Raw genomic sequence first — 24849 nt, forward strand, 5'->3', positions numbered from 1 at the left:
AGCGCCGCGTTTACTGACTCACTGGATGCGTTCTCACTCTAAAGACTGGACGGGGGGATACCGGGAGTATTTTTCCATCAGCAACGGCGCCTGTTTTGTCGTGCCGGGATTTGAGGGCAAAAAACACTTTCACATCCTGTCCAGGGGCTTTAGCGCGGAAAAGTCGGCCGGGGCTGCAGGGTCAGCACCATGTTGTTCGTACCGAAATGTCTGGACGTGGCCTGAATCATTGCGACGCGGGCAGCAAGTTGCCCGCTATATCCGCAGTCAAATGTGCATGTTGTTAATTATAAAGCGGCTTCATATGGTTATACCGGGATAACGCAAGAATACAGATATCAACATAAAGATGAGTTTTACTGACCAAAATTCTTTTCTGTCACCGTTGCTGTGGCGCAATTTGATTGTGGACTTAATGAGGCTAACATCCGCTTCTGCCACAAACCAGACATACAGACGGCGTGAGCGAATCTCAGATCGGGTCTTCAGCACCAGAGATCATAGCTGGCAGTTCGCTCACCAGTTTATCTACCGCCAGCCTGACCTTAAGAGGAAGATAAGGCATTTGCGGCCATACGGCATAGACCGGCTGTCTTTCAGAAGAGCAGTTTTTTAACACCTGTAACAGCTTGCCATTGATAAGCTGTTCCCGCACAAGCCAGTCAGGCAGCCAGGCGATCCCTCCTCCTGCAACGGCACTATCTCTTATACCCTGCATGTCATCCATTATCAGCCGGGCGGATGGCGTCATTTCATACATCCCTTTATCACCATTTTTTATACGCCATTTAAGAATGCGTCCTGCACTGAGGTAGGCAATCGCGGCATGCTGCTGCAGATCCTCCGGTAAGGCAGGTTCTCCCGCTTCACGCAAATATGCCGGTGATGCACATAAAACCATGGCGTGAGAGGTTAGCTGGCGGGCTATCAGGCTACTGCTGTCATCCAGCATGCCAATCCTGACAGCCATATCAAAACCCTCTGATGGCAGGTCAACCTGGCGATCGCTGAAAGAAATTTCCAGTGCCAGCCCGGGATGCTCTTTTGCCAGCGCGGCTAATAGCGGTGCCACACAAAAATGTCCGAACAAAACCGGCACAGAGACTCTTAGTTTACCGCTTGCCTGCAGCTTGCCGCCTTCCAGCATCTCCTCTGCCATTCTGATTTCATCCAGCGCCCGACGGCAGAATGCATAATAGAGCGCGCCTTCATCCGTCAGGGTCTGACGACGGGTTGTGCGGCTGAAAAGCGTAACGCCCAGCCTGCCTTCCAGCCGGCCGATGGTTTTCGCTACGGCCGAACGCGTGAGGTGCAAGTTTTCGGCGGCCTGAGAAAAACTTGCTGACTCAGCAGCAGCCACAAAAACCGGAATGCCGCTCATTTCACTTTTCATATTGTCGCCTGACAGGAATCAATAGAGGGAAATATTATCGCCACTGTCAATGCACAGGCAATGTAAGAATGATGCTCTATCGTTCTAACCCAAAAGGAGTCGCAATGAAACGCTTAATGAAACGCTGGAGCCTGGACAAAACAGGGCGTCAGAACCTGAAGCTCACGCACACAGATATTCCTCAGCCAGGCCCGTATGAAGTGCTGGTGCGTGTAGAGGCCCTCTCTTTGAACTTCCGCGATAACGCCATTATCGAAGGAAAAATGGGTAATGAGATGACGATGCCGCTCACACCAGGGTCTGATATGGCGGGTGTGGTTGAAGCCGTGGGGACGGGGGCTACCCGTTTCAGCGCAGGCGATCGAGTTATTTCATCTTTCAATGCAGAGTGGATCGAGGGTCGCCCAGTCAATAATGCTAAAAACCCTGAATACAACTCGCTCGGCTACGCTCTTCAGGGCGTAATGGCTGAGTATGTGGTCATGAATGAGGAGTGGCTTGTTCGCGCGCCCCGGACGCTTACTGATGCTGAAGCCAGCACATTGGTTTGTGCAGGCCTGACGGCCTGGGTTGCCCTGGTTGAACGTGGCGGCCTGCGCGCCGGTGAAAGCGTGCTGGTTCAGGGGACGGGTGGCGTGTCGCTATTTGCACTGCAGATTGCAAAAGCCATGGGGGCGCAGGTGTTTGTCACCTCATCCAGCGATGAGAAGCTTGCAGCCGCAAAAATGCTGGGCGCAGATCGCGGGATTAACCGGAAGAAAGAGGACTGGGTGGAGGCCGTATACCGCCTGACCAGTGAAAGGGGAATAGATCACGTTATCGATACGGTCGGAGGGCGCAATGTTGCCGATTCAGTTCGCGCAGTGGCTTCGCACGGTCGTATCTCGCTGATTGGCATGATGGACACGCACGATGTTTCTGCATCCGGCGCTCTGCTTCTGCTGAAATCTCCGACGCTGCAGGGCATTGGGGTAGGGCATCGTCGGGCCCTTGAAAATTTTGTCAGGGCCGTTGATGAGATTAACTTAAAGCCGGTTATCGATAAGAGTTATTCATTCGACCAGCTGCCGGAGGCGCTGGAACACGTGGAACAGGGTGCATTCGGGAAAGTTGTGATTAACGTGATTTAAAAACCGGGCTTCAGTTAAAAATGTATTCAGGGCCTGCAATGCATCCTGCAGGCCTGTCGGGAACGAAACTTCTCTCGTCCGCTGCGCTCAGTGAGGACGTTTTCTGAGTGCGCGATAATCAACCTGCCACGCATTAAGCTTGTTATAAAGCGCTGTCCGGGAGATCCCCAGCTGTTGTGCAGACTGACGCAGGTTTCCCCTCTGTTCTTCTAACACCTGAAGAATGTGCGCGCGTTCCAGATTCTGCAGCGAGGAAAGCGCCTCCCCGCTCATATAAGCGGCGGTCATCTCCTGCAGCGAGTCGGGTAGATCTGCACAGGTAATCTCTAAGCCTTCACATAAGTTAACCAGGCGTTCGACGACATTTTCCAGCTCACGCACATTGCCTGGCCACTCCCGGGACTGCAGGTCCGTCATCGCGTCAGGCATGACCACAGGAGGCGTGCGTTTCAGACGCGCGCACAGTGCCCGAATGAATGCGTTAACGAGCTCCGGAATGTCTTCGCGGCGCTCACGCAGCGGTGGAATATTTAATGAGATCACATTCAGGCGATAATAAAGATCGCGCCGAAAAGCGCCTTTCTCTGCGGCTTCGAGCAGATTGCAATGTGTTGCCGCAATAATCCGCACGTTGACTTTTACTGGCTGCGCCGCCCCGATACGCTGAACTTCGTTCTCCTGCAGCACGCGCAGCAGACTGGTTTGTGCCTCAAGCGGCATCTCGCCGATCTCATCCAGAAACAGAGTGCCACCGTCCGCCAGTTCAAACTTGCCTGCGGAACCACCACGACGTGAACCTGTGAAGGCGCCATCTGCGTAACCAAACAGTTCACTCTGTACCAGATCGCGCGGCAGGGCGCCGCAGTTGATAGCAATAAATGCCTCTTGCCGCCGATCCATTAAGCCGTACTTTTGAAGCGCGATATGTGCTGGAAGGGGCGCTGGCTGACTCACCGCTGGGCGCCACGGTCACGCTGCGTATTGCCGATGCAAAAGCTTCAGGTAAGGTCATGCAGGTACCCATAACCGCCCTGTTTGATCAGGGTAAAGGCGCGAGCGTTTGGGTAATTGAAGAGCGATCTGCACGTGTAACCCGGCGGGCTGTGCAGGTAGAAGGTATCAGTGACGATAACGCCAGAGTGACCAGTGGGCTCAGTGCTGGCGAAGAAGTGGTTGCGCTTGGCGCTCACCTGCTGCATGACGGTGAAACCGTCCGCGTGGCACGTCAGGGTGATGGCAGCATTGCCGGAGGCTAGCCGCATGAGTAATTCCCGTTTCAATCTCTCTGCGCTTGCCGTCCGTGAACGCTCAATTACGCTGTTTCTGATCATTCTGATTACGGTCACAGGCATCCTCTCTTTTTTTGCGCTGGGGCGGGCAGAAGATCCGCCTTTTACCGTCAAACAGATGACGATTATTACCGCATGGCCGGGTGCGACGGCACAGGAAATGCAGGATCAGGTTGCTGAACCGCTGGAAAAGCGATTGCAGGAGCTTAAGTGGTACGACCGTACTGAAACGTATACCCGTCCGGGAATGGCATTCACCCTGCTATCGCTGCAGGACAGCACGCCACCCTCACAGGTGCAGGAAGCGTTCTATCAGGCCCGTAAAAAGCTGGGTGATGAGGCAAAAAATCTGCCTGCAGGCGTCATCGGACCGATGATCAATGACGAGTTTTCGGGCGTCACTTTTTCCCTCTTCGCTTTAAAAGCGAAAGGAGAGCCTCAGCGTTTACTGGTACGCGATGCAGAATCACTGCGCCAGCGGCTTCTTCATGTGCCGGGTGTGAAAAAGGTCAATATCATTGGTGAGCAGACCGAACGCATCTTTGTTTCCTTCTCTCATGACCGGCTGGCCACGCTGGGCGTTTCTCCCCAGGAGATATTCGCAGCGCTCAATAACCAGAATGCCCTGACGCCGGCAGGCTCCATTGACACCCAGGGCCCACAGGTATTTATTCGCCTTGACGGGGCGTTCAGCAAACTTGAGCAGATTCGTAAAACGCCGATTGTGATCGGTGGCAGAACGCTGCTGCTGTCGGACATTGCCACCGTTGAACGAGGCTATGAGGATCCCGCTACGTTTCTCATCCGTAATCAGGGTGAACCCGCTCTGCTGCTGGGAATTATTATGCGTGAGGGATGGAACGGCCTTGAGCTGGGGAAATCGCTGGATGCTGAAGCGGCCAGTATCAACGCATCCATGCCGCTGGGTATGACGCTGACGAAAGTCACCGACCAGTCGGTTAACATCAGCTCAGCCGTCGATGAATTTATGCTTAAGTTCTTCGTTGCGCTGCTTGTGGTCATGGTGGTCTGCTTTATCAGCATGGGCTGGCGGGTGGGCGTGGTGGTGGCTGCTGCGGTGCCGCTGACGCTGGCGGTGGTTTTTATGGTCATGGAGGCATCAGGTAAAAACTTTGACCGTATCACTCTGGGGTCACTGATCCTGGCTCTGGGGCTTCTGGTGGATGATGCCATCATTGCGATTGAGATGATGGTGGTAAAAATGGAGGAGGGCTACGATCGCATCAAAGCTTCCGCCTATGCATGGAGTCATACTGCCGCCCCGATGCTGGCTGGAACACTGGTGACGGTGGTGGGGTTTATGCCTAACGGCTTTGCACAGTCTACCGCCGGTGAGTATACCAGTAACATGTTCTGGATTGTCGGTATCGCCCTGATAGCGTCGTGGGTAGTAGCCGTAGTGTTCACGCCCTATCTTGGCGTGAAAATGCTGCCAGAAATCAAAGCCTTATCAGGTGGCCACACCACAATTTACGATACCCCGCGCTACAATCGTTTTCGCCGGTTAATTGCGCACGTTATTGCACGAAAATGGTTAGTCGCCGCGACGGTCATCATCATCTTCACCGTGGCTATTCTCGGCATGGGGCTGGTAAAGAAACAGTTCTTTCCGACATCAGATCGTCCGGAGGTTTTGATTGAGGTTCAGATGCCTTACGGCACCTCAATTGAGCAGACCAGCAAAACCACGGCGAAAATCGAGGAGTGGCTGAAAAAGCAGAAAGAGGCAAAAATCGTCACCTCTTACATTGGACAGGGCTCACCCCGTTTCTATCTGGCAATGGCGCCTGAGCTTCCCGATCCCTCTTTTGCAAAGATTGTTGTTCTGACAGAGAGTCAGGATGCCCGGGATGTTCTCAAGCACCGGCTGCGTGAGGCTGCAGCCAGCGGACTCGCTCCTGAAGCACGCGTCCGCGTAACACAGCTGGTTTTTGGCCCCTATTCACCTTATCCGGTTGCCTGGCGGGTCATGGGACCTGATCCGGATAAACTGCGTGAAATAGCGGGCGAAGTAGAGGCGGTTATGCTGGCCTGTCCTGATATGAGGACCGTCAATACCGACTGGGGGCAACGCGTGCCGACGCTGCACTTCTCGCTGAATCAGGATCGTCTCCAGGCTGTAGGACTGACGTCTAATGCCGTTGCGCAGCAGCTCCGGTTTCTGCTCTCTGGCGTACCTGTGACATCCGTTCGCGAAGATATCCGTTCTGTAGAGGTGATGGGGCGTGCAGCCGGCGATATCAGGCTCGATCCTGCAAGGATAGCTGGATTTACCCTGGTGGGATCATCAGGCCAGCGCATTCCGCTGTCTCAGACAGGCGACGTTGAGATAAGAATGGAAGATCCCGTACTGCGGCGTCGCGATCGAACCCCGACGATTACCGTACGGGGCGATATTTCAGACAGCATGCAGCCACCCGATGTTTCCACGACAATCCTGAAAAAATTACAGCCTGTTATCGCTAAGCTTCCGGCCGGATACCGCATTGAGCAGGGGCGGGCCAATTGAGGAGTCGGGTAAAGCGACTAAGGCGATGGCGCCGCTGTTCCCGATCATGATTGCCATTACGCTTCTGATTATCATTCTGCAGGTGCGGTCAATGTCAGCGATGGTGATGGTGTTTCTGACGGCGCCGCTGGGGCTGATTGGTGTGGTACCGACGCTGCTGCTGTTCAATCAGCCGTTCGGGATAAATGCGCTGGTCGGGCTGATCGCCCTGTCGGGGATTCTGATGCGCAACACATTAATCCTGATAGGGCAGATCCATCACAATGAGCATGAAGGGCTGACGCCTTTTGAGTCCGTTGTCGAAGCCACTATTCAGCGTGCCCGTCCCGTTGTACTAACGGCGATGGCCGCTATCCTGGCCTTTATACCGCTCACGCACTCGGTTTTCTGGGGAACGCTCGCCTACACGCTGATTGGCGGAACCTTTGCCGGAACTATTATTACGCTGGTTTTCCTGCCTGCTATGTATGCCATCTGGTTCAGGATACATCCGGAAAATAAAAAACACGCGGAAGTTAAAGCCGCAGAATAACGGTTATCCGCAGGGGGGCACCCGCGCATTGGCTCAAGTCTGACATTACAGGTGCTAAAAAGACGGTGCCCGGGGGAACGGGCCCGTTGCAGCAAGGTCCCGGCGGTGAACCGGTCGGGACTTCTGCCAGCACAGGAGGCGGTCAGGCCCGCTTCTGATCGGTTTCTTTTCCTCAACGGTTTGGTGTAACTTCGTCGCTGGGATACTCGATAAAACCGCATGAAAATAACGGGATGATAATGATTAAGCTGACGGGTCGTTTGGTGTGTAAAAGTGCAGAAGAAGCGGATCTTGTTCGCCAGTACCTTCCTGAACACAAGCAACTAACCAGGAAAGAAACCGGATGCGTATCATTTGAGGTTACTGAAACAGCAGACCCCCTGGTCTGGACCGTCGAAGAACTTTTTACAAACCAGGCTACTTTTGACGCCCATCAGAAAAGAACCAGGGCTTCGGTCTGGGGAAGAGAAACCAGCGCGATCGCCAGAGAGTATGAAATCTCAGAGAGTGAGTAACTTTACCGAAACCGAATCACGATACGTTTATAAAAGGCCGCTACCCAGCGGCTTTCTTACATCTGCAGATAGAGCCGCATCAAACATAACATCGCTGTTGCGAATCAAAGAGCTCTCAAAGTATAACAACGCATCAGGTTCAGAATTCTTACGCGGTCAACAGGTAAAAACCAATGATTTCTAAGGCTAATGCTGAGCATTATGTATGGGGTGATAAGTGCGATGGCTGGTATCTGGTAAACCGGCAAGACATGCTGATTATTCACGAAAAGATGCCGCCGGAAACATGTGAAAAGCGACACTACCATTCGGTATCCAGACAGTTTTTTTTCGTTCTGGATGGTGTGTTGACCATGGAGCTGGAAGGAAAAGCGCATCGAATTGTCGCTCAGCAGGGCATTGAGATCCCCCCTGGCTCAAAGCATCAGGCCAGAAATGACACGGATTCCGCAATCGAATTTATCGTCATTTCACATCCAACACCGCGCGGAGATCGAACAGACCTTACCTGACTGTGTCTTAAAAAACGTTTCTGGTTGCGCTACTCAAAACGCCCCGGAACCTTTTAAAGGCGTAAAGGGCATTTCCGGCACCTTTGCCATCCGATGAAAAACAGCCTGAAGATTCTGATGGAGTACATGGCTATGCACTGTCAACGGCTCGCCATGGATGAGTGCATTCAGGTTTAGTCATCTCCGCTTTGAGTGAGAAGCGGACATTAGGACAATAAATAAGAAGTTCTGTATGGAAATTATTTTAATGCGTCATGGAAAGCCCGCTTTTACAGGATCTGCGAAAGTAACGAGCCGTGAAATGTGCAACTGGATTGCCAGATATGATCTTTCCGATACAGGAGAAGATAGACCGCCCGATTCCAGCAAATCATTAGCGGTCTGCGCATCGCGAATCATAAGTAGCCCTCTTCCCAGAGCACTTTCTTCCCTGAAAGCATTAGGGCTTGAACCGGACGTTATTGATGAGGTGTTCAGGGAAGCTGGTCTGCCGGTATTTCACCTGCCCGGTTTCAGGTTATCTCCAGCCGTATGGGCTGCTATTTTTCGCGTTATGTGGCTATGTGGCCTGTCCCGTAATGTGGAGCGCATGGGAAAAGCAAAGAGACGTGCTGCTCAGGCTGCGAATAGCCTCGTCGGGTTGGCAAAAGCATCCGACGGGCCTGTGCTTCTTATGGGACATGGGGTGATGAATCGGCTAATTGCAGGGGAACTGAGGTCTTTGGGTTTTAAAGAATATTGTAGTCAGGGTAATGGTTACTGGAACGCGAGCATCTACAGACTTCAGTAATTAAAGATATCGGGTTGGGGGCACGTCCGGAGTCTCCAGACATTGAAAATTAGTAGTTTCGCTTTCGGCACAAAGCGGACAGCCAAAGCCTTAACCTAACCTAAATAGAATTTCATATTATCAATGATCTGTTTTGCCAGGATAGCGTGGTCCATTTCCCAGCGTGCCGGGCTGAATAATTCTGCTGACCATACGCCATCAAAACCGGTGGCTTTTACCGCATTGCTCCATGCCTGAATATCAATATCCCCCTCGCCGGGCATATAAGCGCGCAACACCGTTTCGTTCCATTCTTCACCAGGGCGGGGCTTACGGCTATCACAAGAGTGCACGCCGTAGATAAGGGCAGGATCGAGCTGTTGAATATCCTCCGGCGTAGTATGCCCGGTCGCAAAGAGGTGCCAGAAGTCGATGACTAAACCGATATTAGGTGCATTTATACGCTGAATCACCTCCAGTGCCTGATTGAGCGTGTTGTATCGCGTATGCGCGATAACCTCAATCTGATAGCGCACCCCATATTGCTGGCCAATAGTGGCAATCTCAGCAATATTTTCGGTAATAATATCGAGAAGTTGCCTCTCTGGCAGATGATCAATGCCGTGCTGCGCCAGAATCTGAATGGTCGGGCAGGCCAAATCCGCCGCAATCTGCGTCAGTCGCCTGGCTTCAGCCAGCATTTGCTGCTTTTCTGCACCCTGATAGCGTTCAATATTTATCAGGGCATTAAGACACAAGGTCTGTAATCCATGACCCCGCACCAGCGTGTTAAGTTGTGCAGTACTGCCGCCGTGATCGAGATAACGCAGCAATTTATCATGCAAAAACTCCAGACCATCATAGCCCGCTTCCGCAGCTATACGTGCTTCAGTAACCACATTGCAGTAATGGGTTGAAATACCGTGAAGAGTTTTGAGCATAATTTCCTCTGCATCAGAATTTAATATAGCGGGAATCAACAGGAGATAGAAAGCCTGCATACGGTCACGCAATATTACCGGATGCGTCTTAAACTGTATGAGAAAAAGAAAACCGGAAGCATCTCAGAACAGATCAGGGGCAGGGTGATCGTGCCGCACACAAAGTATCCATGTAACTTATCTTTTTATCTGCCCGGTTATCCAGAATTTTTTATAACGGGCAGGCGGAATGCCGACAAGATTATGAAAGATTCGGTGGAAATTGTTTACGTTATCGTAGCCTACAGCACTTGCTACATCTATGACTCCCAGGTCAGTGCTTAATAATAAGTTTTGTGCCTCGCCGATACGGCGGCGGGTCTGATACTGTTTTGGGGAATAACCCGAGTAGGCTTTGAAGACATGCGCCAGATAGAACTGATTCATATTCATCGCTGCAGTAATCGAACTCAGGGAGATATCTTCTTTATAATGGTTGTCGATATAGTCCTTCACGCGCTGCCCTAATAATACGCTGGCGCTTTCCTGTTGCGGTTTGCTTTCTATCCAGATATTCCGGCACAATAATAACAGCACGCTGAGTAAGCTATCGCCAATTTCTGTGCTGTACAGACGCTTATTACTGACATGCGACCACATCTGTTCAAACAACTGGCAAATTTCATGATAATAATTGCCGGCTGGCATGACCGCGGTTTGCGAGCGAGGCGTAAGGACGTTCAGTGGCAAACCATCGACCTTCAGTTGCTCAACGCCGCAGCTGAATATCAGCAGGTCATCTGAGGCTTCCGGGCATTCATCATGAAGCACGCTGGCATTGAACAGTAATATATCGCCAGATTTAACGACATAGCTACGGCCGTCGATATTATAAATACCCTTGCCTGAGCGGATAAACATCAATTCAAAGCGTTCATCATGTTTGTGCATTACGCGAGGAATCGCTTCCTCTTTGCCTTCAGCTTTGCAGATGAAGCTCAGGCGCGGTCGCAGGCCACTGTCGAAGCCGCGTGCGGACGGATGCTCGTTAAGACTGAAGGTGATCATAATGTCTCCTGTCGTGATGGCGCTATTCTGACACGACTTTACGCGCTGGTAATCATCAACTTTGCTTTTTCTTCCTGACTAACCCACTGATATATAATGCCAGAATGAAATTCCTTTATCCTTAACTCTCTTTAATTGTTATGACCGCTCTGGTCACGCAAGGAGACATGATTGTCATCACGTTTTTTAAAAAGCAGCCGGATGCACTCATTCAGATAAAGACAGTAACAAGCTAACTCTGTTAAGAGGGGTATTTTCATTAAACGGTCAATAATCATCAAAATTGCTATTTTATTTCTTACAAGTAAGCCACCACAGTGGTGGTAAAAATTGACTTTTCAAACTCTCTTCAATCTTGCTATGTCAACGTTCATATTTGACGGCGTGATGATTATCACTGCTTTTCACGAATGTAATTAAAAATATTTGATCGCCAGCACGCTGGTAAATAGTACGGAGAGACGTGTCTGGCTTTTGATTTTCACTTTGATATAACGTTGTCGTAACGTTTGAGGGTCACAGCAGCCTCTTCACGCTGAAATTAAAATCATACTTACACAGCCAGTAAGTTAACTGCTCTTTTTAACGTTTTAAAACAACATAGCTTTATTCTGACTATAAACGGCTTGCAACGGTATTACCTTACAACCAGATGGAAAAACTATGTATAACAAAACTCACCTGCAAAATCCTAAGCGCATGCGTTTGATTACGCTTGTATCAACCATTGGCGGCTTATGTTTCGGTTATGACACCGGCGTTATCTCCGGCGCATTAATATTCATGAAATATGATATGAATCTGACACCGGCTCAGGAAGGATTTATTACTTCATTTCTGCTGTTTGGTGCCGCGCTGGGCTCGCTATTTGGTGGATATTTATCAGATAAGCAAGGACGTCGTAAAAATTTGCTTTGGGTGGCAGCTGTTTTTATGTTCGGCGCGTTAGGCACGGCGTTTGCGTGGGATGTGCCATCAATGATTGTTGCGCGTTTTATCCTGGGCTTAGCGGTGGGCTGCGCTTCTGTAACCGTACCCATTTATATTTCCGAACTGGCACGAGCCGATCAGCGCGAGCGGTTAGTCACCGTCAATGAGCTAATGATTGTTACCGGCCAGTTCCTCGCGTATTCCGTTAATGCAACGCTTGTGAATGTCTATCCCGAGTTGCAGCACAACTGGCGCATTATGCTGGCTATTCCGGCACTGCCTGGCGCGCTATTGTGGATCGGTATGCTTATGATGCCGGAATCACCGCGTTTCTTTATTCGTCGCGGTGAAACTGAAAAGGCCATAAGCGTATTGAAAACGCTTCGCCTGCCGGAAGAAGTTGACCGCGAAGTGAAAGATATCCAGCAAATCGTCAAAGCCGATCAGATGAAATTAAACCTGTTTGACGAACTGAAAAAACGCTGGGTGATTCAACTGGTGTTAACGGGCTTAATGATCGTACTCGCAACGCGCGTTACCGGGGTCAATACCATCATGTACTACGCGCCAACGGTATTGAAAGCCACGGGCCTGGGCGATGCGGCAGCTGTCACTGGCGCAGTAGCCAATGGCATTATCTCTGTACTGGCTACCCTCCTTGGCATGGCGTTAATTGGCAAACACTCACGCCGGAAAATGTTTTTTACCGGACAGGCCGGCGTCACGCTGAGCCTGCTACTGATTGGTTTAGCGTTTAAGTTCCTGTTTCACACTGAAGTTGTGGATGGTGCAGAAATTCTGCATGCGAATTTTGCCAGCGCACCCTATGTGATCCTTGGCTTGATGCTGGTTTTTCTGGTGTTCATGCAGGGCTGGATAGCACCGGTGTTCTGGCTGATGCTGGCAGAAATCTATCCTCTCAGAATGCGCGGTATCGGTATGGGCTTTGCGGTATTCGGTTTGTGGATATTCGATTTCATAATCCAGTCTATTTTCCCTTTCCTGCTGAACCATTACGGAGGCGGCCTGACCTTTGGCTTCTTCGGGGCAACTAACATCATTATGTTGATTCTGCTGGTGAAATATCTGCCGGAAACACGCGGTCTGACATTAGAACAAATCGAAAAGAAATTTCGTTTCTAACGCTTTAGTAACTGAGGGTAAATAAATGACTGTCAAAATTGGCCTGATTGGTCTGGGCATGATTGGCCAGGATCACCTGAAACGTTTTCAAAATACAATTACTGGCGCGCAGGTTACTGCTGTTTGCGATATAAACCATACGGCAGCCGATGCGGCGGCCAGAGAATTTAACGCTACGGCGTTTTATGATGCTGAAGAGATGATTAATTCGGAGCTGGTCGATGCAGTGTTTATTTGCTCAATAGGCCCGGTTCATAAAACGCAAATCCTTGCGGCATTTAATGCCGGCAAACCGGTATTTTGTGAAAAGCCATTAACACCAACTGCTGATGAATCAGCAGAAATTATTGATGCTGAAGTCAGAACCGGTAAGCGTCTGCTTCAGCTTGGCTTTATGCGCCGTTTCGATCCAGGTTATCAGGCGCTGAAAAAGACAATTGATGACGGGAAACCCGGCGATATCCTGCTGATCCATTGCGCGCACAGAAATCCCTCTGTGCCGGAAAGCTATACGCTGGAAATGGCGGTGAATGATTCCGCCACGCACGAAATCGATATCATCCGCTATTTGCTTAATGAGAATATTATTTCGGTGCGCGTGGACAAACCCCGTAAGAAAACCCGGCGTGCGCAGCCGCATTTACAGGATCCTTTAATCATAATTTTCGAGACCGAATCTGGTGTGCGCATCGATGATGAGCTGTTTGTAAATTGCCATTACGGCTATGACATTCGCTGCGAAGTGATTGGCGAAAACGCGATTGTCGCGCTGACTGAACAGCAGCTGATTAGTACGCGTTCGCTGAACGGCAACGCACAGCATATTGCACAATCCTGTATGGAACGTTTCGCCACGGCATACGATCGGGAAGTGCAGCATTTTGTCGATAACGTGCGTAACGGGCGCGAGATGAGCGGCCCCTCCTCATGGGATGGTTACGTAGTGGCGCTGGTTTGTGATGCCGGTTTAGCCTCGCTGAAAGATGGCGAAAAACACGATGTCATTATTCCACCGCAGCCCGCCCTTTATCGTTGATTAATGCACTCTTGCGCCACCAGTGAGGAATAAGTGATGTTGAATTTAACGGAAGACGCGCTGCATTTGCAGTGCCGGGCAACGCATAAAAATGAGGCAATACACATTGCCGCCAGCGCCCTGGAAAAAGCGGGTTATGTCAAACCCGGCTTTGAACAGGCAATGCTCTCGCGGGAAAAGAGTGTTTCAACCTACATTGGAGCAGGTATTGCGCTTCCCCATTGCGCAAAGGAAAACCTCGATCTGGTCATTCAATCTGGCTTTCAGGTGTTTCAGTTTCCCGATGGCGTCAGCTGGGGTAAAGGAAAAATTGTTTTTATTGTTGTCGCTGTAGCTGCAACAAAAAATGAACATATTCAGATTCTGGCGGATATTGCAGATTTACTGGGTGATGAAGTCAAAACCACCTTATTAGCGAATGCCAGAACTAAATCCGGGTTTATCGATCAATTCGAAAGAGCGTAACGCACGCAAAATATTGGGGATAATAGAATGGAACTTGCATTGTGTGCTGATGTTCTGGCGGATTTACCTTTTCCGGCAATGCTGGACAAAGTTAAAAGTTATGGGATCAGTGGGGTTGAAATGACCGCAGGCGGCTGGTCACCCTGTCCACATGTTCAAACCGAAGCGTTATTAAATTCGCCCGAAAAGCTTGAGCAATTCAAACAGGAACTGGCTGAGCGGGAGATGCGTATTGTGGCGCTGAACTGTTCTGGCAACCCGTTAGCGCCTGGTGAACTGGGCGAAACCCATACCAAAAGCAGTTACCGGGCGGTTGAGTTAGCAGGCAAACTGGGTGTTAAAAAGATTGTGATGATGAGCGGTTTGCCCGGAGGCGGGCCAGAAGATCGCGTGCCAAACTGGATAACATCAACGGTTTCATGGCCGGATTACATGCCGGGTGTAATCGATTATCAATGGAACGATGTCGCGATCCCATGGTGGAAAAAGTTTGTGCAGCACGCAAAGCACCATGGCGTAGAGCAAATTGCTATCGAAGAGTTTCCCAGCCAGCTGGTTTATAACCCATCCACCTTACTGCGTCTGCGTCACGCCGTAGATGACATGATTGGCATCAACCTGGATCCCTCTCATCTGATAGCTATGGGCGCTGACCCCATAGCAGCAGCGCGTAAGCTGGAAGGCGCGGTTTTTCATGTTCATGGTAAAGATGCGCGAATCGAGCGGGGTCTCGCCGACATTGATGGACTGATGGAGTACCAGCCCGTTACCGATACTAAAACCCGTACCTGGAACTATGTCGCCGTAGGTTGCGGGCAGGATCTGAAATGGTGGAAAGAGTTTTTTTCAGTATTGCGTATGACTGGTTATAACGGTGATGTGTCACTTGAAATGGAAGATCTGACGATGAGTGTTGAAGCTGGTCTGCAGACGTCTATTGATGCCTTACTCGCCACCCTGAGTCGCTAGAAGCGCAGTGCCTGTCAGTAAAGGCAGGCACGTCACCGGACGCCGCAAAGTGATTCTGTTCAGAAGGAATAGCCTCCTGTAAGGTTTCGCTCAGCGCAGGCAGACTCATGGAAGTTCAAAAATTAACCAGGGTGGTAACCTCACAGGGGCGCGTCAGGCGCGTCAGCGCGCATTCGACAAAACCGGTGGTGTTTAACTCTTCATTAGAATGTTCAGCCGCACAGGAAGCGCTCGCTCAATCTGTTTACGATGATAAGGAGAAAGCTTGCGCCATTCTTTTGCCTCTTTTAGCGTGCGACCACATCCTTTACACCAGCCTTTCGACTGTTCAAAGATGCAAACGTCGGTGCAGGGAGATTTAATGGCCATACCGGTTCCTCAAAAGTTTCTTGCCTGTCTTCAGTACACTTTCATAAGTAAGCAGTGGAAAGAGAGCCAGGTCGTTTATAAATAGAGTGGTTAAACATATTGTATGTTTATGGCACCGTTTCCCGGTTGGTTAACCAGTGCGTGAACTTTCCATGTGGAATGAATAAGCGCTGGCGTCAGAACGCTCTCCGGAGAGCCTGTTGCAATAACTTTGCCCTGCTGCAGAACGACCAGATGCTGACAATACCTGGCGGCCAGATTCAGATCGTGCAGCGCAATAACCACCGTTACAGGCAACGCAGTAATAAGCCGCATTAATTCGAGCTGAAACTGAATATCCAGATGATTTACCGGCTCATCAAGCAGGAGGATATCGGGCTTTTGCGCCAGCGCGCGTGCAATCTGACAGCGCTGTCGTTCACCGCCTGATAAGCGCTGCCACGGCCGGCTGACCAGACTGTTTAACTGCATCTGTGTAAGCGCTTCCTGCACCGCATGATTATCCGCATCCCGCCATCGACTGAATGCGCTGCGATGTGGCGTACGCCCCAGACGCACAATATCAATGACGCTCAGTTCGTTATCAGCTTCTGCATGCTGTGGCACAAAGGCCAGCTTCCGTGCAAGGTGGCGGCGTGGAAACTGGCAGAGCGACGTACCGGCGATTTGAATACGATTGCCGGAAGCGGGAAACAAACCCGCCAGCGACCTGATCAGCGTTGATTTACCGGAGCCGTTCGGCCCAAGCAGCCCAACAGTCTGCGCAGGTCCGGCGCTAAAACAGATGTCTGACAGGATAGTGTTGTTTTGCAATTCAACATCAAGATGAGTGACCACAATACTCATATCGACTTCCCCCGGTTGCTATAGAGAATAACGGCAAAAACAGGTGCACCGACCAGAGCAGTCACCACGCCGACAGGTAAGACCTGATGCGTTATCAACGTTCTGGATAGGAGATCGGCGAGGATCATAAAATGACTGCCAGCAATAAACGTTACGGGAATGCTAACCAGATGCCGGTGGCCCACCAGCATCCGCGTTATATGAGGAATGACCAGGCCGATAAATCCGACAGCGCCAATCGAACTGACGATAACGGCCGTGACCAGAGCGGTAACCAGCAGTAGCATTATGCGGACAAAAAGCACACGCGTGCCCAGTGTGGCCGATATCTCAACGCCAAAAGTAAACGTATCCAGCGATCGTGCATGGCCAATAACCAGCATTAAACCGGCAAGTGAAACAAGAGAACAGAGTATGGCATCAGGCCAGCGCACGCCGCTGAGGCTACCCAGTAGCCAGAACATCACACCGCGCGACTGCTCGGCATTCGCGGCGGTACTGACAATATAAGAGGTCAGTGCATTAAACAGCTGAGTGCCCGCCACGCCAGCGAGGATGATTCTTCCGGTGTGATTCTGTATGCCGCCAGATAAAAGCAAAATCAGCCCAAACGCCAGGCATGCACCGGTAAACGCGCCGGCGCCGACAGTGACAATCCCGCCGCCAACGCCTAACAGCATAATACAGACGGCACCGGTTGAAGCACCGGCTGAAATCCCCAGCAGATAAGGTTCAGCAAGCGGATTACGCAAAACGGACTGTAGCACTAGCCCGCACAGCGCCAGTCCGCCACCGCTGCTGGCCGCCATTAACGCTCTGCTCATTCGATACTGCCAGACGATGCCCGCCTCAACCGGCGGGAGGTCATAATGTGACAGGCCCAGCCCGTTGGCGATCGCCTGAGCGGTAACGGTAAAAGAAACGGGCATGTCGCCTGTTGAGGCGGCTAACACCATCGTCACAGGCAGGCTGAGCAAGCCTGCCAGAATGACTATCGCTGTCTGCGCTGGCGAAGAGATCTTATTTGCCATGTTCGTTTCTGTATGCGGACAGTTGTTTGCCAATTAGCTCTACTGCATCCACGTTGCGCAGTGAGGGATTGAGCGACATTGCCGGTACGACGATGATGTGGCCTTGCCTGACCGCATTGATTTCGCGCGTGACAGGGTCATTCTGGAGAAAGGCCTTTTTTACCGAGCGTCATCAGCGGGATAAAGCCGTCTGTCCATGCTGGCGATAACGATCACGTCGGGCTGAGAGTGAGCAATATGCTCCCACGTCACCGCAGGCCACTCCTCTGAAGAGTGAATGATATTCTGCAGGCCAAGGGTCTTGCTTATCCAGCCCGGCGCGCCGTCATTACCCGCCACCCACGGATCGCCTTTCAGCCGGCTGCTGGAAAACCAGAAAACGACGTTAAGCGGAGGTCCTGTCTGCGCGTCTGCCTGCTGCTGCGCGTGAGCGATCCGATCCGCCAGATTCTTTTTGAGCGTCTCTCCGCGATCGGCGACATCGAAAATTTGTGACAGTTGAGTGATCTCATTCATGACGGAGTTCAGCGTATAAGGCGTAGTACGCGCGCCGTCGCCGTTCGACATCTCTGTGACGGTTTTGCCCGTGCAGTCAGCAGGGGATATCCATGTTCTGATGCCCAGTTGCTCAAATTGTTCACGCGTGGCCACTTCACCCTGTGGACCGACATGCCAGCTGTACTGCGCCAGTACCAGCTCTGGCTTTTGCGCCACAACCGTTTCAAACCCGGGCGAATTATCAGCAAGGCGCTTCAGCCTGCGGCCCTGCTTTCAAGCTCGGGCGGAAGCTTGCCGAACCAGACCGAGGTGCCGGCAATCGTTTTTTCCAGCCCCAGCGCCAGCAGAAGTTCAGTTTCGTGCTGTCCAATCGTAACGACGCGAGCGGGCGGCTGCCTGAATGTTTCAGAAACGCCGCAGTTCTCAACGGTCAGTGGCCAGGTGCTGGCGAATGCGGTTGTGCACGAGAAAGCCATGAACGCCGGAGCGAGCATTTTAAACGGAAATTTCATTATCATCTGCCAAGGTAACGTTATAACATAACATTATCAGATTTTTATCTGGCTTTTGTCAATCACCGGCGAGCTTTGTAGCCTGCTGCAGTATCTGTTTTCCCGGCAGGTAGCGCGTGTAAAAAACGCTCTGAAATACCTGGCGTTAACTCAATACACATTTGAGTCAATGACAAGCGCGAAGGTTATGTTATAACATAACAATAAACAAATCTGTCGTCCGGCTTGTTTGTCAGCTCGCTGGCGACCACGAACTCAGCAGTTCATTTCAGGAGAGCATGTCATGTCTGATTGCACGCCACACGCTGGCCAGTTTAAAAAGTTACCTGTTACCGTTCTGTCCGGATTTCTGGGCGCAGGGAAAACGACGTTACTGAATCACATTCTGAATAATCGCGAAGGCCGTCGCGTGGCCGTTATCGTCAATGACATGTCAGAGGTCAATATTGACGCAGCGCTGCTCAGAGAGGGCGGCGCAGAACTGTCGCGCACAGATGAAAAGCTGGTAGAGATGAGTAACGGCTGTATCTGCTGCACGCTGCGCGAAGATCTGCTGCTGGAAGTTAACCGGCTGGCGCAGGAAGGGCGCTTCGATAATCTGGTGATTGAATCCACCGGTATTTCTGAACCGCTGCCGGTGGCGGAAACCTTCACATTCGCCGATGACAGCGGCCAGAGCCTCTCCGAAGTTGCCTTGCTTGACACCATGGTAACGGTTGTTGATGGCTACAATTTCCTTCGCGACTATGAGTCTGATGAAAGCATCCAGGCTCGCGGCGAGTCGCTGGGTGAGGAAGATGAGCGCACGGTCGTGGATCTGCTTGTCGACCAGATCGAATTTTGCGATGTGTTGATCCTGAACAAGATAGATTTGATCAGCGAAGCAGATAAAACGCGTCTGATGGCGATTCTGCACTCTCTTAACCCCCGAGCCAAAATCGTTAACGCCGAATTTGGCAGGGTCGCACTGGATAACGTACTAAATACCGGATTATTTGATTTTGACGCGGCGGCTCAGGCGCCGGGCTGGCTCAGGGAGCTACGGGGCGAACACACGCCTGAAACAGAAGAGTATGGCATTCATAACTTCGTCTTTCGCGCCCGTCGTCCGTTTCATCCGGACCGTTTCCTGAACGTGATTGAAAACGATATGAAAGGCATTGTGCGATCGAAAGGCTTTTTCTGGCTTGCCAGCCGGCCCGGATATGCCGGCTCCTGGTCTCAGGCGGGAGGCGTGAGTCGTCAGGGGCTGGCAGGCATGTGGTGGGCCAACGTGCCGCAACAGCACTGGCCGGAAGATAGAGAGTCACGTGATTACATCATACAAAACTGGGCTGAGGATACCGGTGATGCGCGACAGGAGCTGGTCTTCATTGGCATCGGTATGGATGAACCTCAGCTTCGGCTGAAACTGAACAGCGCGCTGTTAACCGACGAAGAGATGCAGGCCGGGTCTGACAGCTGGGCAACGCTTCACGATCCTTTCCAGCCCTGGTTCAACTGATTACAGAAAGCTGGCTCAGGGCCAGCTCTTCTGATTTGCTGCTGCCCTAAGGGGATATGGTTTTTGGTCTGTAATTTGATCGCGATTGAGTGCTACTGGTTTGATCCAGTGCGAAGGATGGTCAGGAAAATTTGCGCCTGTCAGATAAGTTTTGACTATTTTGAATAACAACGTGTTTGCCTCAGGCGCTGCGTCAGAAACTCAGCATCTTAACGAATCGGGTCAGAAAGTAATTAAATGTAATGTGTGATCAGGTAGACGGAAACTCCATTTGTAATCGATTACTTTATGCATATTCAAAAATGTAATCGATTACTTTAGGGCGTGAGGAGAGTATGACTACTACAGCAACAGGCAGGGAGGAGGCAATGGCACAACAGCGTTTACTGATCCCTCGCCTCTCATTGATGATGTTCATGCAGTTTTTTATCTGGGGAAGCTGGTCCGTTACGCTCGGGCTGGTGATGGCGCAGCATAATATGTCGTTGTTGATTGGTGATGCTTTTTCAGCAGGGCCGATAGCCTCGATCCTGTCTCCTTTTGTGCTGGGCATGCTCGTAGACCGGTTCTTTCCTTCGCAAAAAGTCATGGCGGTAATGAATCTTGCCGGCGCAATGATCCTGTGGTTTATCCCGTCTGCGTTGGTGGCCGGGAACGGTGCGCTGCTCATCGCCCTGTTATTTGGTTATACGCTGTGCTTTATGCCCACCCTGGCGCTTGCCAATAACATTGCCTTTCACAGCCTGGCCCGCAGCGACAAAAGTTTTCCGGTGGTGCGCGTGTTCGGGACGATTGGCTGGATTGTGGCCGGCATCTTTATTGGGTTTGCCGGCATTTCTGCCAGCACGTCGATCTTCACCGTTGCATCGGTCTGCTCTGTGGCACTCGCGATCTATAGCCTGACGCTACCCCATACCCCGGCACCCGCCAAAGAGTTACCACTAAAGGTCCGCGATCTGTTCTGCGCGGATGCGTTTGCACTGCTTAAAATCCGGCACTTTTTTGTGTTCGCGCTGTGCGCCACCCTGATCTCTATTCCACTGGGCACATACTATGCCTATACCGCCTCATGGCTGGCAGACGCCGGCGTGTCAAATGTCAGCACCGCGATGTCCTTCGGTCAGATGTCTGAAATTTTCTTCATGCTGGTGATCCCATTACTGTTCCGCCGCCTCGGCGTGAAATACATGCTGCTGGTCGGGATGCTGGCATGGTTCGTGCGCTATGCGCTGTTTGCGATGGGTATGAACGATGAGGGCCGCGCGCTGATCTACCTGGGCATTCTGCTGCACGGTGTCTGCTACGACTTCTTTTTCGTGGTGGGGTTCATCTACACCGACAGGATCGCTGGCGAAAAGGTCAAGGGGCAGGCGCAGAGCATGGTAGTGATGTTCACCTACGGCATTGGCATGCTGCTGGGCTCACAGATTTCTGGCGCACTTTACAACAACCTGGTTGCCGGCCAGGGCACGGCAGAAAACTGGGCAACGTTCTGGTGGGTCCCGGCTATTGCAGCAGCGGCGATCGCCATTCTTTTCCTCTTCTCCTTTAAATACCGGGATGAAGCGGTTTGATTAACCGGAGGTGTACGTGAAAACGTTAAAAGGACCTGGCATTTTTCTTTCGCAGTTTATCGGACAACAGGCTCCGTTTAATTCGCTGGAGGGGCTGGCGAAATGGGCTGCAGACCTGGGATATCGGGCATTGCAGATCCCCTGTAATCATCCGGCCATTTTTGACCTTGAGCGTGCTGCAGCCAGCCAGTCCTATTGCGATGAGGTCACGACATTACTGGCAGGATACGGTCTGGAAATCAGCGAGCTTTCAACGCATCTGGAAGGACAGCTGATTGCGGTTCATCCTGCGCATGATGCGGCATTTGATGGCTTTGCGCCGGAACACGTACGCGGAGATAACGCAAAGCGCACGGCCTGGGCTATTGAGACGGTAAAAAAGGCTGCGGCGGCTTCGGCAAAGCTGGGGCTGCGCGCGCATGCAACCTTTTCCGGTTCGCTGGCGTGGCCCTATGTCTATCCCTGGCCGCCGCACAATCCGGCTCTGCTGGAAGAGGCGTTCGCCGAACTGGCGCGCCGCTGGCTGCCGGTTCTGGAAGAGTTTGATCGTCACGGCGTTGATCTCTGTTACGAGCTTCATCCGGGTGAAGACCTGCACGATGGCGTGACGTTTGACCGTTTTCTGGCGGCGGTGAATTATCATCCACGCTGCAACATCCTGTTCGATCCCAGCCATCTGTTGCTGCAGCATATCGACTATCTGCAGTTCATTGATATTTACCATCAGCGCATCAAAGCGTTTCACGTGAAAGATGCCGAGTATCTGCCTAACGGTCGCAGCGGCGTGTACGGCGGCTATCAGCGCTGGATCGATCGTGCCGGGCGTTTCCGCTCACCGGGCGACGGTCAGGTTGATTTCAAAGGGATCTTTAGCAAGCTGGCGCAGTACGACTACGACGGCTGGGCGGTGCTGGAGTGGGAGTGCTGCCTGAAAGAGAGCGACACCGGCGCACTTGAGGGAGCCGAATTTATTCAGCGCCACATCATTCCGGTTGCCGATCGCGCATTTGACGACTTCGCCGCACGACAACAGGATACCGCCGGAGTGCGCGCCCAGCTGGGTCTGAAATAAGAGGGGATTTAAGTGATTAACACAGGGATTATCGGCACCGGTTTTATCGGACCGGCGCATATTGAGGCGTTACGCCGTCTTGGCAACATTAACGTGGTGGCCATCTGTGATACCAGCCAGAGCGCGGCCGAGGCGCGTGCAGCAGAGCTGAACGTGCCGCACGCCTACAGCGACGTCGCGGCGTTTTTACAGCATGAAGGGCTGCACGCTGTGCATAACTGCACGCCAAATCATCTCCATGCAGCAATAAACCGGCAAATCATCATCGCCGGCAAACATGTTTTCTCTGAAAAGCCTCTGTGCATGACCATGGATGAAGCGCGTGAGCTGGTTGAACTGGCTGAAAAGGCGGGCGTGGTAAACGGGGTCAGCTTTGTCTATCGCCAGTTTGCCATGGTACAGCAGGCAGCCAGTATGGTGCGCTACCAGCAGCTGGGGCGTTTGTTTTCGGCTCAGGGTAGCTACCTGCAGGACTGGATGCTGGAAGAGACCGACTATAACTGGCGCGTGGATGCAGAAAAGGGCGGCGCCTCGCGGGCCGTAGCGGATATCGGTTCGCACTGGTGCGATACCATTCAGTTTGTCACCGGACGTAAAATCGTGGAGGTGATGGCCGATTTATCGATAGTCTGGCCCACGCGCAAAGCCAGCCTGGCTGCCGCCGGCACTTTTGGCACGCAGAACGAGGAGGCACAATATGAGTCCCGCGAGGTCACCACAGAAGACATGGGCTTTGTGCTGTTCCGCTTTGATGACGGCAGTAAAGGGAGCTTTAGCGTCTCGCAGGTTTCAGCCGGTCGCAAAAATCGCCTCAGCCTGGAAGTGAATGGCAGCCAGGCGTCGCTGGCCTGGGATCAGGAAACGCCCCAGCAGCTGTGGCTGGGATACCGGCATAAAGCTAACCAGCTTTTGTCAGACGATCCTGCCCTGATGAATCCTGACGTGGCCCGCCGCGCACGTTTTCCCGGGGGGCATATCGAAGGCTGGCCGGATGCGTTCCGCGCCATGATGCAGCAGTTTTATCAGGCAGTGGAGCAGGGAAGAGCGCCTGCTCCGCAGGATACCACCTATGCCACCTTTCGCGATGGTGCTCAGGTGATGGCGATCGTTGAAGCCATTGTGCAGAGTCACAGGGAACAACGCTGGGTCAGCGTTAATTGCTGATACACAACCCGGTCCGTCCTGCACAGACCGGGTTAACTTATTGTTCGCGCGGTTTTATGGTAGCCTGTGTGCTATATGTTTCGGTCCGGATCCTTCCATGTCCATTCAAAAAATCGCCCGTCTGGCGGGTGTTTCCGTTGCAACGGTGTCACGCGTATTAAACAACAGCGATACGGTTAAAGACGCCAACCGCGAAAAAGTGCTTCAGGCCATCAAAGCGAGTAATTATCAGCCTAACCTGCTGGCACGCCAGTTGCGCACCGCGCGCAGCTCAATGATTCTGGTTATGGTGTCCGACATTTCGAATCCGTTTTGTGCCGAGGTGGTCAAAGGCATCGAAGAAGAGGCCGAGAAGAACGGTTACCGCATTCTTCTGTGCAATTCCGGTTCGGACATTGAGCGCTCCCGTTCCAGCCTGCAGCTGCTGTCGGGGAAAATGGTTGACGGTATCATTACCATGGACGCTTTTAGCAAGCTGCCGGAGCTGAGCCATCTGATTGCTGATACGCCCTGGGTTCAGTGCGCAGAGTATGCTGATGCCGGTGACATATCCTGCGTCGGCATTAACGACAGCGAGGCATCACAGCAGGTGGTGGGTTATCTGGCGGATCAGGGTCGCAGACGTATAGCCCTGATAAATCACGATCTCAGCTATAAATATGCGCGCCTGCGCCAGCAGGGATATCTGTCTCAACTGGACGAGCACAATCTGGACTGGCAGGGCATCAGCTATGCCAGTGAACTGAGTTTCAGTGCAGGCAGGCAGGCAATGATGACTCTGCTTGCCGCTGATGAGATCCCTGATGCGGTATTTGCGGTATCAGACACGCTGGCAGCGGGTGCAATGGCGGCAATACAGGCCTCTGGTTATAGCGTGCCCGGTGACATAGCGGTAGCCGGGTTTGACGGCACTGAGCTGGCGGAGATGATCTCGCCGCCGCTGACCACGCTGGCACAGCCCTCGAGGGATATTGGCCGTGAAGCTTTCAGGCTGATTCAGCAGAAGATAGACCAGCCTGACTCCGCGGCGCAACGCGTCATTCTGCAGGGCCACCTGATTAAGCGAGCCAGCGCATAA

General features: G+C 52.1%; 21 protein-coding genes and 3 pseudogenes. 15 read left to right on the top strand and 9 right to left on the bottom strand.

Going from position 1 to position 24849, the window contains the following annotated elements:
• Nucleotides 1–472: 472 nt before the first annotated feature.
• Nucleotides 473–1393, bottom strand: a complete 921-nt coding sequence (locus HA43_RS01995; RefSeq protein WP_094110820.1) for a LysR family transcriptional regulator — start codon at nucleotides 1391–1393, stop codon at nucleotides 473–475.
• 104 nt (nucleotides 1394–1497) lie between these two features.
• Here HA43_RS01995 and HA43_RS02000 point away from each other — a divergent pair, with 104 nt between their 5' ends.
• Nucleotides 1498–2523 (top strand): zinc-dependent alcohol dehydrogenase family protein, encoded by a 1026-nt coding sequence (locus HA43_RS02000; protein WP_094110821.1) that lies wholly within the window; start codon nucleotides 1498–1500, stop codon nucleotides 2521–2523.
• Between the two features lie 87 nt (nucleotides 2524–2610).
• Here the strand turns inward: HA43_RS02000 and HA43_RS02005 are convergent.
• Nucleotides 2611–3417 (bottom strand): annotated as a pseudogene (locus HA43_RS02005) (sigma-54 interaction domain-containing protein); the annotation flags it as partial.
• Between HA43_RS02005 and HA43_RS02010 the strand changes: the two are divergent.
• The 5 genes and pseudogenes from HA43_RS02010 to HA43_RS02030 form a co-directional block, all read left to right on the top strand.
• Nucleotides 3411–3779: pseudogene (locus HA43_RS02010) on the top strand (efflux RND transporter periplasmic adaptor subunit); the annotation flags it as partial. The pseudogenes HA43_RS02005 and HA43_RS02010 sit on opposite strands and share 7 nt — an antisense overlap.
• Nucleotides 3780–3783: 4 nt before the next feature.
• A pseudogene (locus HA43_RS02015) lies at nucleotides 3784–6874 on the top strand (efflux RND transporter permease subunit).
• 239 nt (nucleotides 6875–7113) lie between these two features.
• The gene (locus tag HA43_RS02020) at nucleotides 7114–7389 is read left to right on the top strand and encodes a putative quinol monooxygenase (protein WP_071668157.1); all 276 of its coding nucleotides are present in this window, start codon (nucleotides 7114–7116) and stop codon (nucleotides 7387–7389) included.
• 173 nt (nucleotides 7390–7562) lie between these two features.
• The gene (locus tag HA43_RS02025; protein WP_071668158.1) at nucleotides 7563–7901 is read left to right on the top strand and encodes a cupin domain-containing protein; all 339 of its coding nucleotides are present in this window, start codon (nucleotides 7563–7565) and stop codon (nucleotides 7899–7901) included.
• 232 nt (nucleotides 7902–8133) lie between these two features.
• Nucleotides 8134–8691 carry a histidine phosphatase family protein gene (locus HA43_RS02030; RefSeq protein ID WP_223811788.1) on the top strand — a complete coding sequence of 186 codons (558 nt, stop codon included), beginning with the start codon at nucleotides 8134–8136 and terminating at the stop codon, nucleotides 8689–8691.
• Nucleotides 8692–8786: 95 nt separating this feature from the next.
• Here the strand turns inward: HA43_RS02030 and HA43_RS02035 are convergent, their stop codons facing one another.
• Together HA43_RS02035 and HA43_RS02040 are read right to left on the bottom strand one after the other, a co-directional pair.
• Nucleotides 8787–9671: a sugar phosphate isomerase/epimerase family protein gene (locus tag HA43_RS02035; RefSeq protein WP_244555202.1), complete on the bottom strand. Its 885-nt coding sequence runs from the start codon at nucleotides 9669–9671 to the stop codon at nucleotides 8787–8789.
• A gap of 117 nt (nucleotides 9672–9788) precedes the next feature.
• Nucleotides 9789–10658, bottom strand: a complete 870-nt coding sequence (locus HA43_RS02040) for an AraC family transcriptional regulator (RefSeq protein WP_071668161.1) — start codon at nucleotides 10656–10658, stop codon at nucleotides 9789–9791.
• A gap of 663 nt (nucleotides 10659–11321) precedes the next feature.
• Here HA43_RS02040 and HA43_RS02045 point away from each other — a divergent pair.
• From HA43_RS02045 to HA43_RS02060, 4 genes are read left to right on the top strand one after another with little or no spacing between them, the layout of a single operon-like run.
• Nucleotides 11322–12731: a sugar porter family MFS transporter gene (locus HA43_RS02045; protein WP_094110822.1), complete on the top strand. Its 1410-nt coding sequence runs from the start codon at nucleotides 11322–11324 to the stop codon at nucleotides 12729–12731.
• Between the two features lie 25 nt (nucleotides 12732–12756).
• Entirely contained in the window at nucleotides 12757–13767 is a 1011-nt protein-coding gene (locus tag HA43_RS02050; protein WP_094110823.1) for a Gfo/Idh/MocA family protein, read from the top strand.
• A gap of 36 nt (nucleotides 13768–13803) precedes the next feature.
• Nucleotides 13804–14232 (top strand): PTS mannitol transporter subunit IIA, encoded by a 429-nt coding sequence (locus tag HA43_RS02055; protein WP_094110824.1) that lies wholly within the window; start codon nucleotides 13804–13806, stop codon nucleotides 14230–14232.
• A 27-nt stretch (nucleotides 14233–14259) separates the two neighbouring features.
• Nucleotides 14260–15201, top strand: coding sequence for a sugar phosphate isomerase/epimerase family protein (locus HA43_RS02060; protein ID WP_094110825.1), 942 nt, complete (start codon nucleotides 14260–14262; stop codon nucleotides 15199–15201).
• A 192-nt stretch (nucleotides 15202–15393) separates the two neighbouring features.
• On the opposite strand, the gene HA43_RS02065 is transcribed toward HA43_RS02060, so the two are convergent.
• From HA43_RS02065 to HA43_RS19395, 5 genes are all read right to left on the bottom strand, one after another.
• Entirely contained in the window at nucleotides 15394–15570 is a 177-nt protein-coding gene (locus tag HA43_RS02065; protein WP_094110826.1) for a DUF1289 domain-containing protein, read from the bottom strand.
• A 90-nt stretch (nucleotides 15571–15660) separates the two neighbouring features.
• Entirely contained in the window at nucleotides 15661–16416 is a 756-nt protein-coding gene (locus tag HA43_RS02070; protein ID WP_094110827.1) for an ABC transporter ATP-binding protein, read from the bottom strand.
• Nucleotides 16413–17447, bottom strand: a complete 1035-nt coding sequence (locus HA43_RS02075) for a FecCD family ABC transporter permease (RefSeq protein WP_083429487.1) — start codon at nucleotides 17445–17447, stop codon at nucleotides 16413–16415. Before HA43_RS02075 ends, HA43_RS02070 begins: the two co-directional genes overlap by 4 nt.
• Nucleotides 17448–17606: 159 nt before the next feature.
• Complete coding sequence (locus HA43_RS19390; RefSeq protein ID WP_425298520.1) at nucleotides 17607–18161, bottom strand: ABC transporter substrate-binding protein; 555 nt, start codon at nucleotides 18159–18161, stop codon at nucleotides 17607–17609.
• 38 nt (nucleotides 18162–18199) lie between these two features.
• Nucleotides 18200–18457 carry a hypothetical protein gene (locus HA43_RS19395; RefSeq protein WP_425298521.1) on the bottom strand — a complete coding sequence of 86 codons (258 nt, stop codon included), beginning with the start codon at nucleotides 18455–18457 and terminating at the stop codon, nucleotides 18200–18202.
• Nucleotides 18458–18740: 283 nt separating this feature from the next.
• Between HA43_RS19395 and zigA the strand changes: the two genes are divergently transcribed.
• The 5 genes from zigA (at nucleotide 18741) to HA43_RS02105 (ending at nucleotide 24849) form a co-directional block, all read left to right on the top strand.
• On the top strand, nucleotides 18741–19961 hold the full coding sequence (gene zigA / locus HA43_RS02085) for a zinc metallochaperone GTPase ZigA (protein ID WP_071668169.1): 1221 nt from the start codon (nucleotides 18741–18743) through the stop codon (nucleotides 19959–19961).
• A gap of 335 nt (nucleotides 19962–20296) precedes the next feature.
• Nucleotides 20297–21535, top strand: coding sequence for an MFS transporter (locus tag HA43_RS02090; RefSeq protein ID WP_094110828.1), 1239 nt, complete (start codon nucleotides 20297–20299; stop codon nucleotides 21533–21535).
• Between the two features lie 16 nt (nucleotides 21536–21551).
• On the top strand, nucleotides 21552–22607 hold the full coding sequence (locus tag HA43_RS02095; RefSeq protein WP_071668171.1) for a sugar phosphate isomerase/epimerase family protein: 1056 nt from the start codon (nucleotides 21552–21554) through the stop codon (nucleotides 22605–22607).
• 12 nt (nucleotides 22608–22619) lie between these two features.
• A complete protein-coding gene (locus tag HA43_RS02100) occupies nucleotides 22620–23771 on the top strand; it encodes a Gfo/Idh/MocA family protein (protein WP_094110829.1) in 1152 nt (383 codons plus the stop codon).
• A gap of 97 nt (nucleotides 23772–23868) precedes the next feature.
• Nucleotides 23869–24849, top strand: a complete 981-nt coding sequence (locus HA43_RS02105) for a LacI family DNA-binding transcriptional regulator (protein ID WP_071668173.1) — start codon at nucleotides 23869–23871, stop codon at nucleotides 24847–24849.

It is taken from the genome of Pantoea eucrina (genome assembly GCF_002095385.1).
Taxonomy (GTDB): Bacteria; Pseudomonadota; Gammaproteobacteria; order Enterobacterales; family Enterobacteriaceae; genus Pantoea; species Pantoea eucrina.

Bases quoted from the DNA above. Each gene is read 5' to 3' on its own strand.
- HA43_RS19395 (WP_425298521.1), bottom strand. From the start codon at position 18,457: ATGAAATTTCCGTTTAAAATGCTCGCTCCGGCGTTCATGGCTTTCTCG.
- HA43_RS02040 (WP_071668161.1), bottom strand. From the start codon at position 10,658: ATGATCACCTTCAGTCTTAACGAGCATCCGTCCGCACGCGGCTTCGAC.
- HA43_RS02065 (WP_094110826.1), bottom strand. From the start codon at position 15,570: ATGGCCATTAAATCTCCCTGCACCGACGTTTGCATCTTTGAACAGTCG.
- HA43_RS02030 (WP_223811788.1), top strand. From the start codon at position 8,134: ATGGAAATTATTTTAATGCGTCATGGAAAGCCCGCTTTTACAGGATCT.
- HA43_RS02075 (WP_083429487.1), bottom strand. From the start codon at position 17,447: ATGGCAAATAAGATCTCTTCGCCAGCGCAGACAGCGATAGTCATTCTG.
- HA43_RS02000 (WP_094110821.1), top strand. From the start codon at position 1,498: ATGAAACGCTTAATGAAACGCTGGAGCCTGGACAAAACAGGGCGTCAG.
- zigA (WP_071668169.1), top strand. From the start codon at position 18,741: ATGTCTGATTGCACGCCACACGCTGGCCAGTTTAAAAAGTTACCTGTT.
- HA43_RS02045 (WP_094110822.1), top strand. From the start codon at position 11,322: ATGTATAACAAAACTCACCTGCAAAATCCTAAGCGCATGCGTTTGATT.
- HA43_RS02060 (WP_094110825.1), top strand. From the start codon at position 14,260: ATGGAACTTGCATTGTGTGCTGATGTTCTGGCGGATTTACCTTTTCCG.
- HA43_RS02055 (WP_094110824.1), top strand. From the start codon at position 13,804: ATGTTGAATTTAACGGAAGACGCGCTGCATTTGCAGTGCCGGGCAACG.
- HA43_RS02020 (WP_071668157.1), top strand. From the start codon at position 7,114: ATGATTAAGCTGACGGGTCGTTTGGTGTGTAAAAGTGCAGAAGAAGCG.
- HA43_RS02070 (WP_094110827.1), bottom strand. From the start codon at position 16,416: ATGAGTATTGTGGTCACTCATCTTGATGTTGAATTGCAAAACAACACT.
- HA43_RS02090 (WP_094110828.1), top strand. From the start codon at position 20,297: ATGACTACTACAGCAACAGGCAGGGAGGAGGCAATGGCACAACAGCGT.
- HA43_RS02050 (WP_094110823.1), top strand. From the start codon at position 12,757: ATGACTGTCAAAATTGGCCTGATTGGTCTGGGCATGATTGGCCAGGAT.
- HA43_RS02025 (WP_071668158.1), top strand. From the start codon at position 7,563: ATGATTTCTAAGGCTAATGCTGAGCATTATGTATGGGGTGATAAGTGC.
- HA43_RS02035 (WP_244555202.1), bottom strand. From the start codon at position 9,671: ATGCAGGCTTTCTATCTCCTGTTGATTCCCGCTATATTAAATTCTGAT.
- HA43_RS01995 (WP_094110820.1), bottom strand. From the start codon at position 1,393: ATGAAAAGTGAAATGAGCGGCATTCCGGTTTTTGTGGCTGCTGCTGAG.
- HA43_RS02105 (WP_071668173.1), top strand. From the start codon at position 23,869: ATGTCCATTCAAAAAATCGCCCGTCTGGCGGGTGTTTCCGTTGCAACG.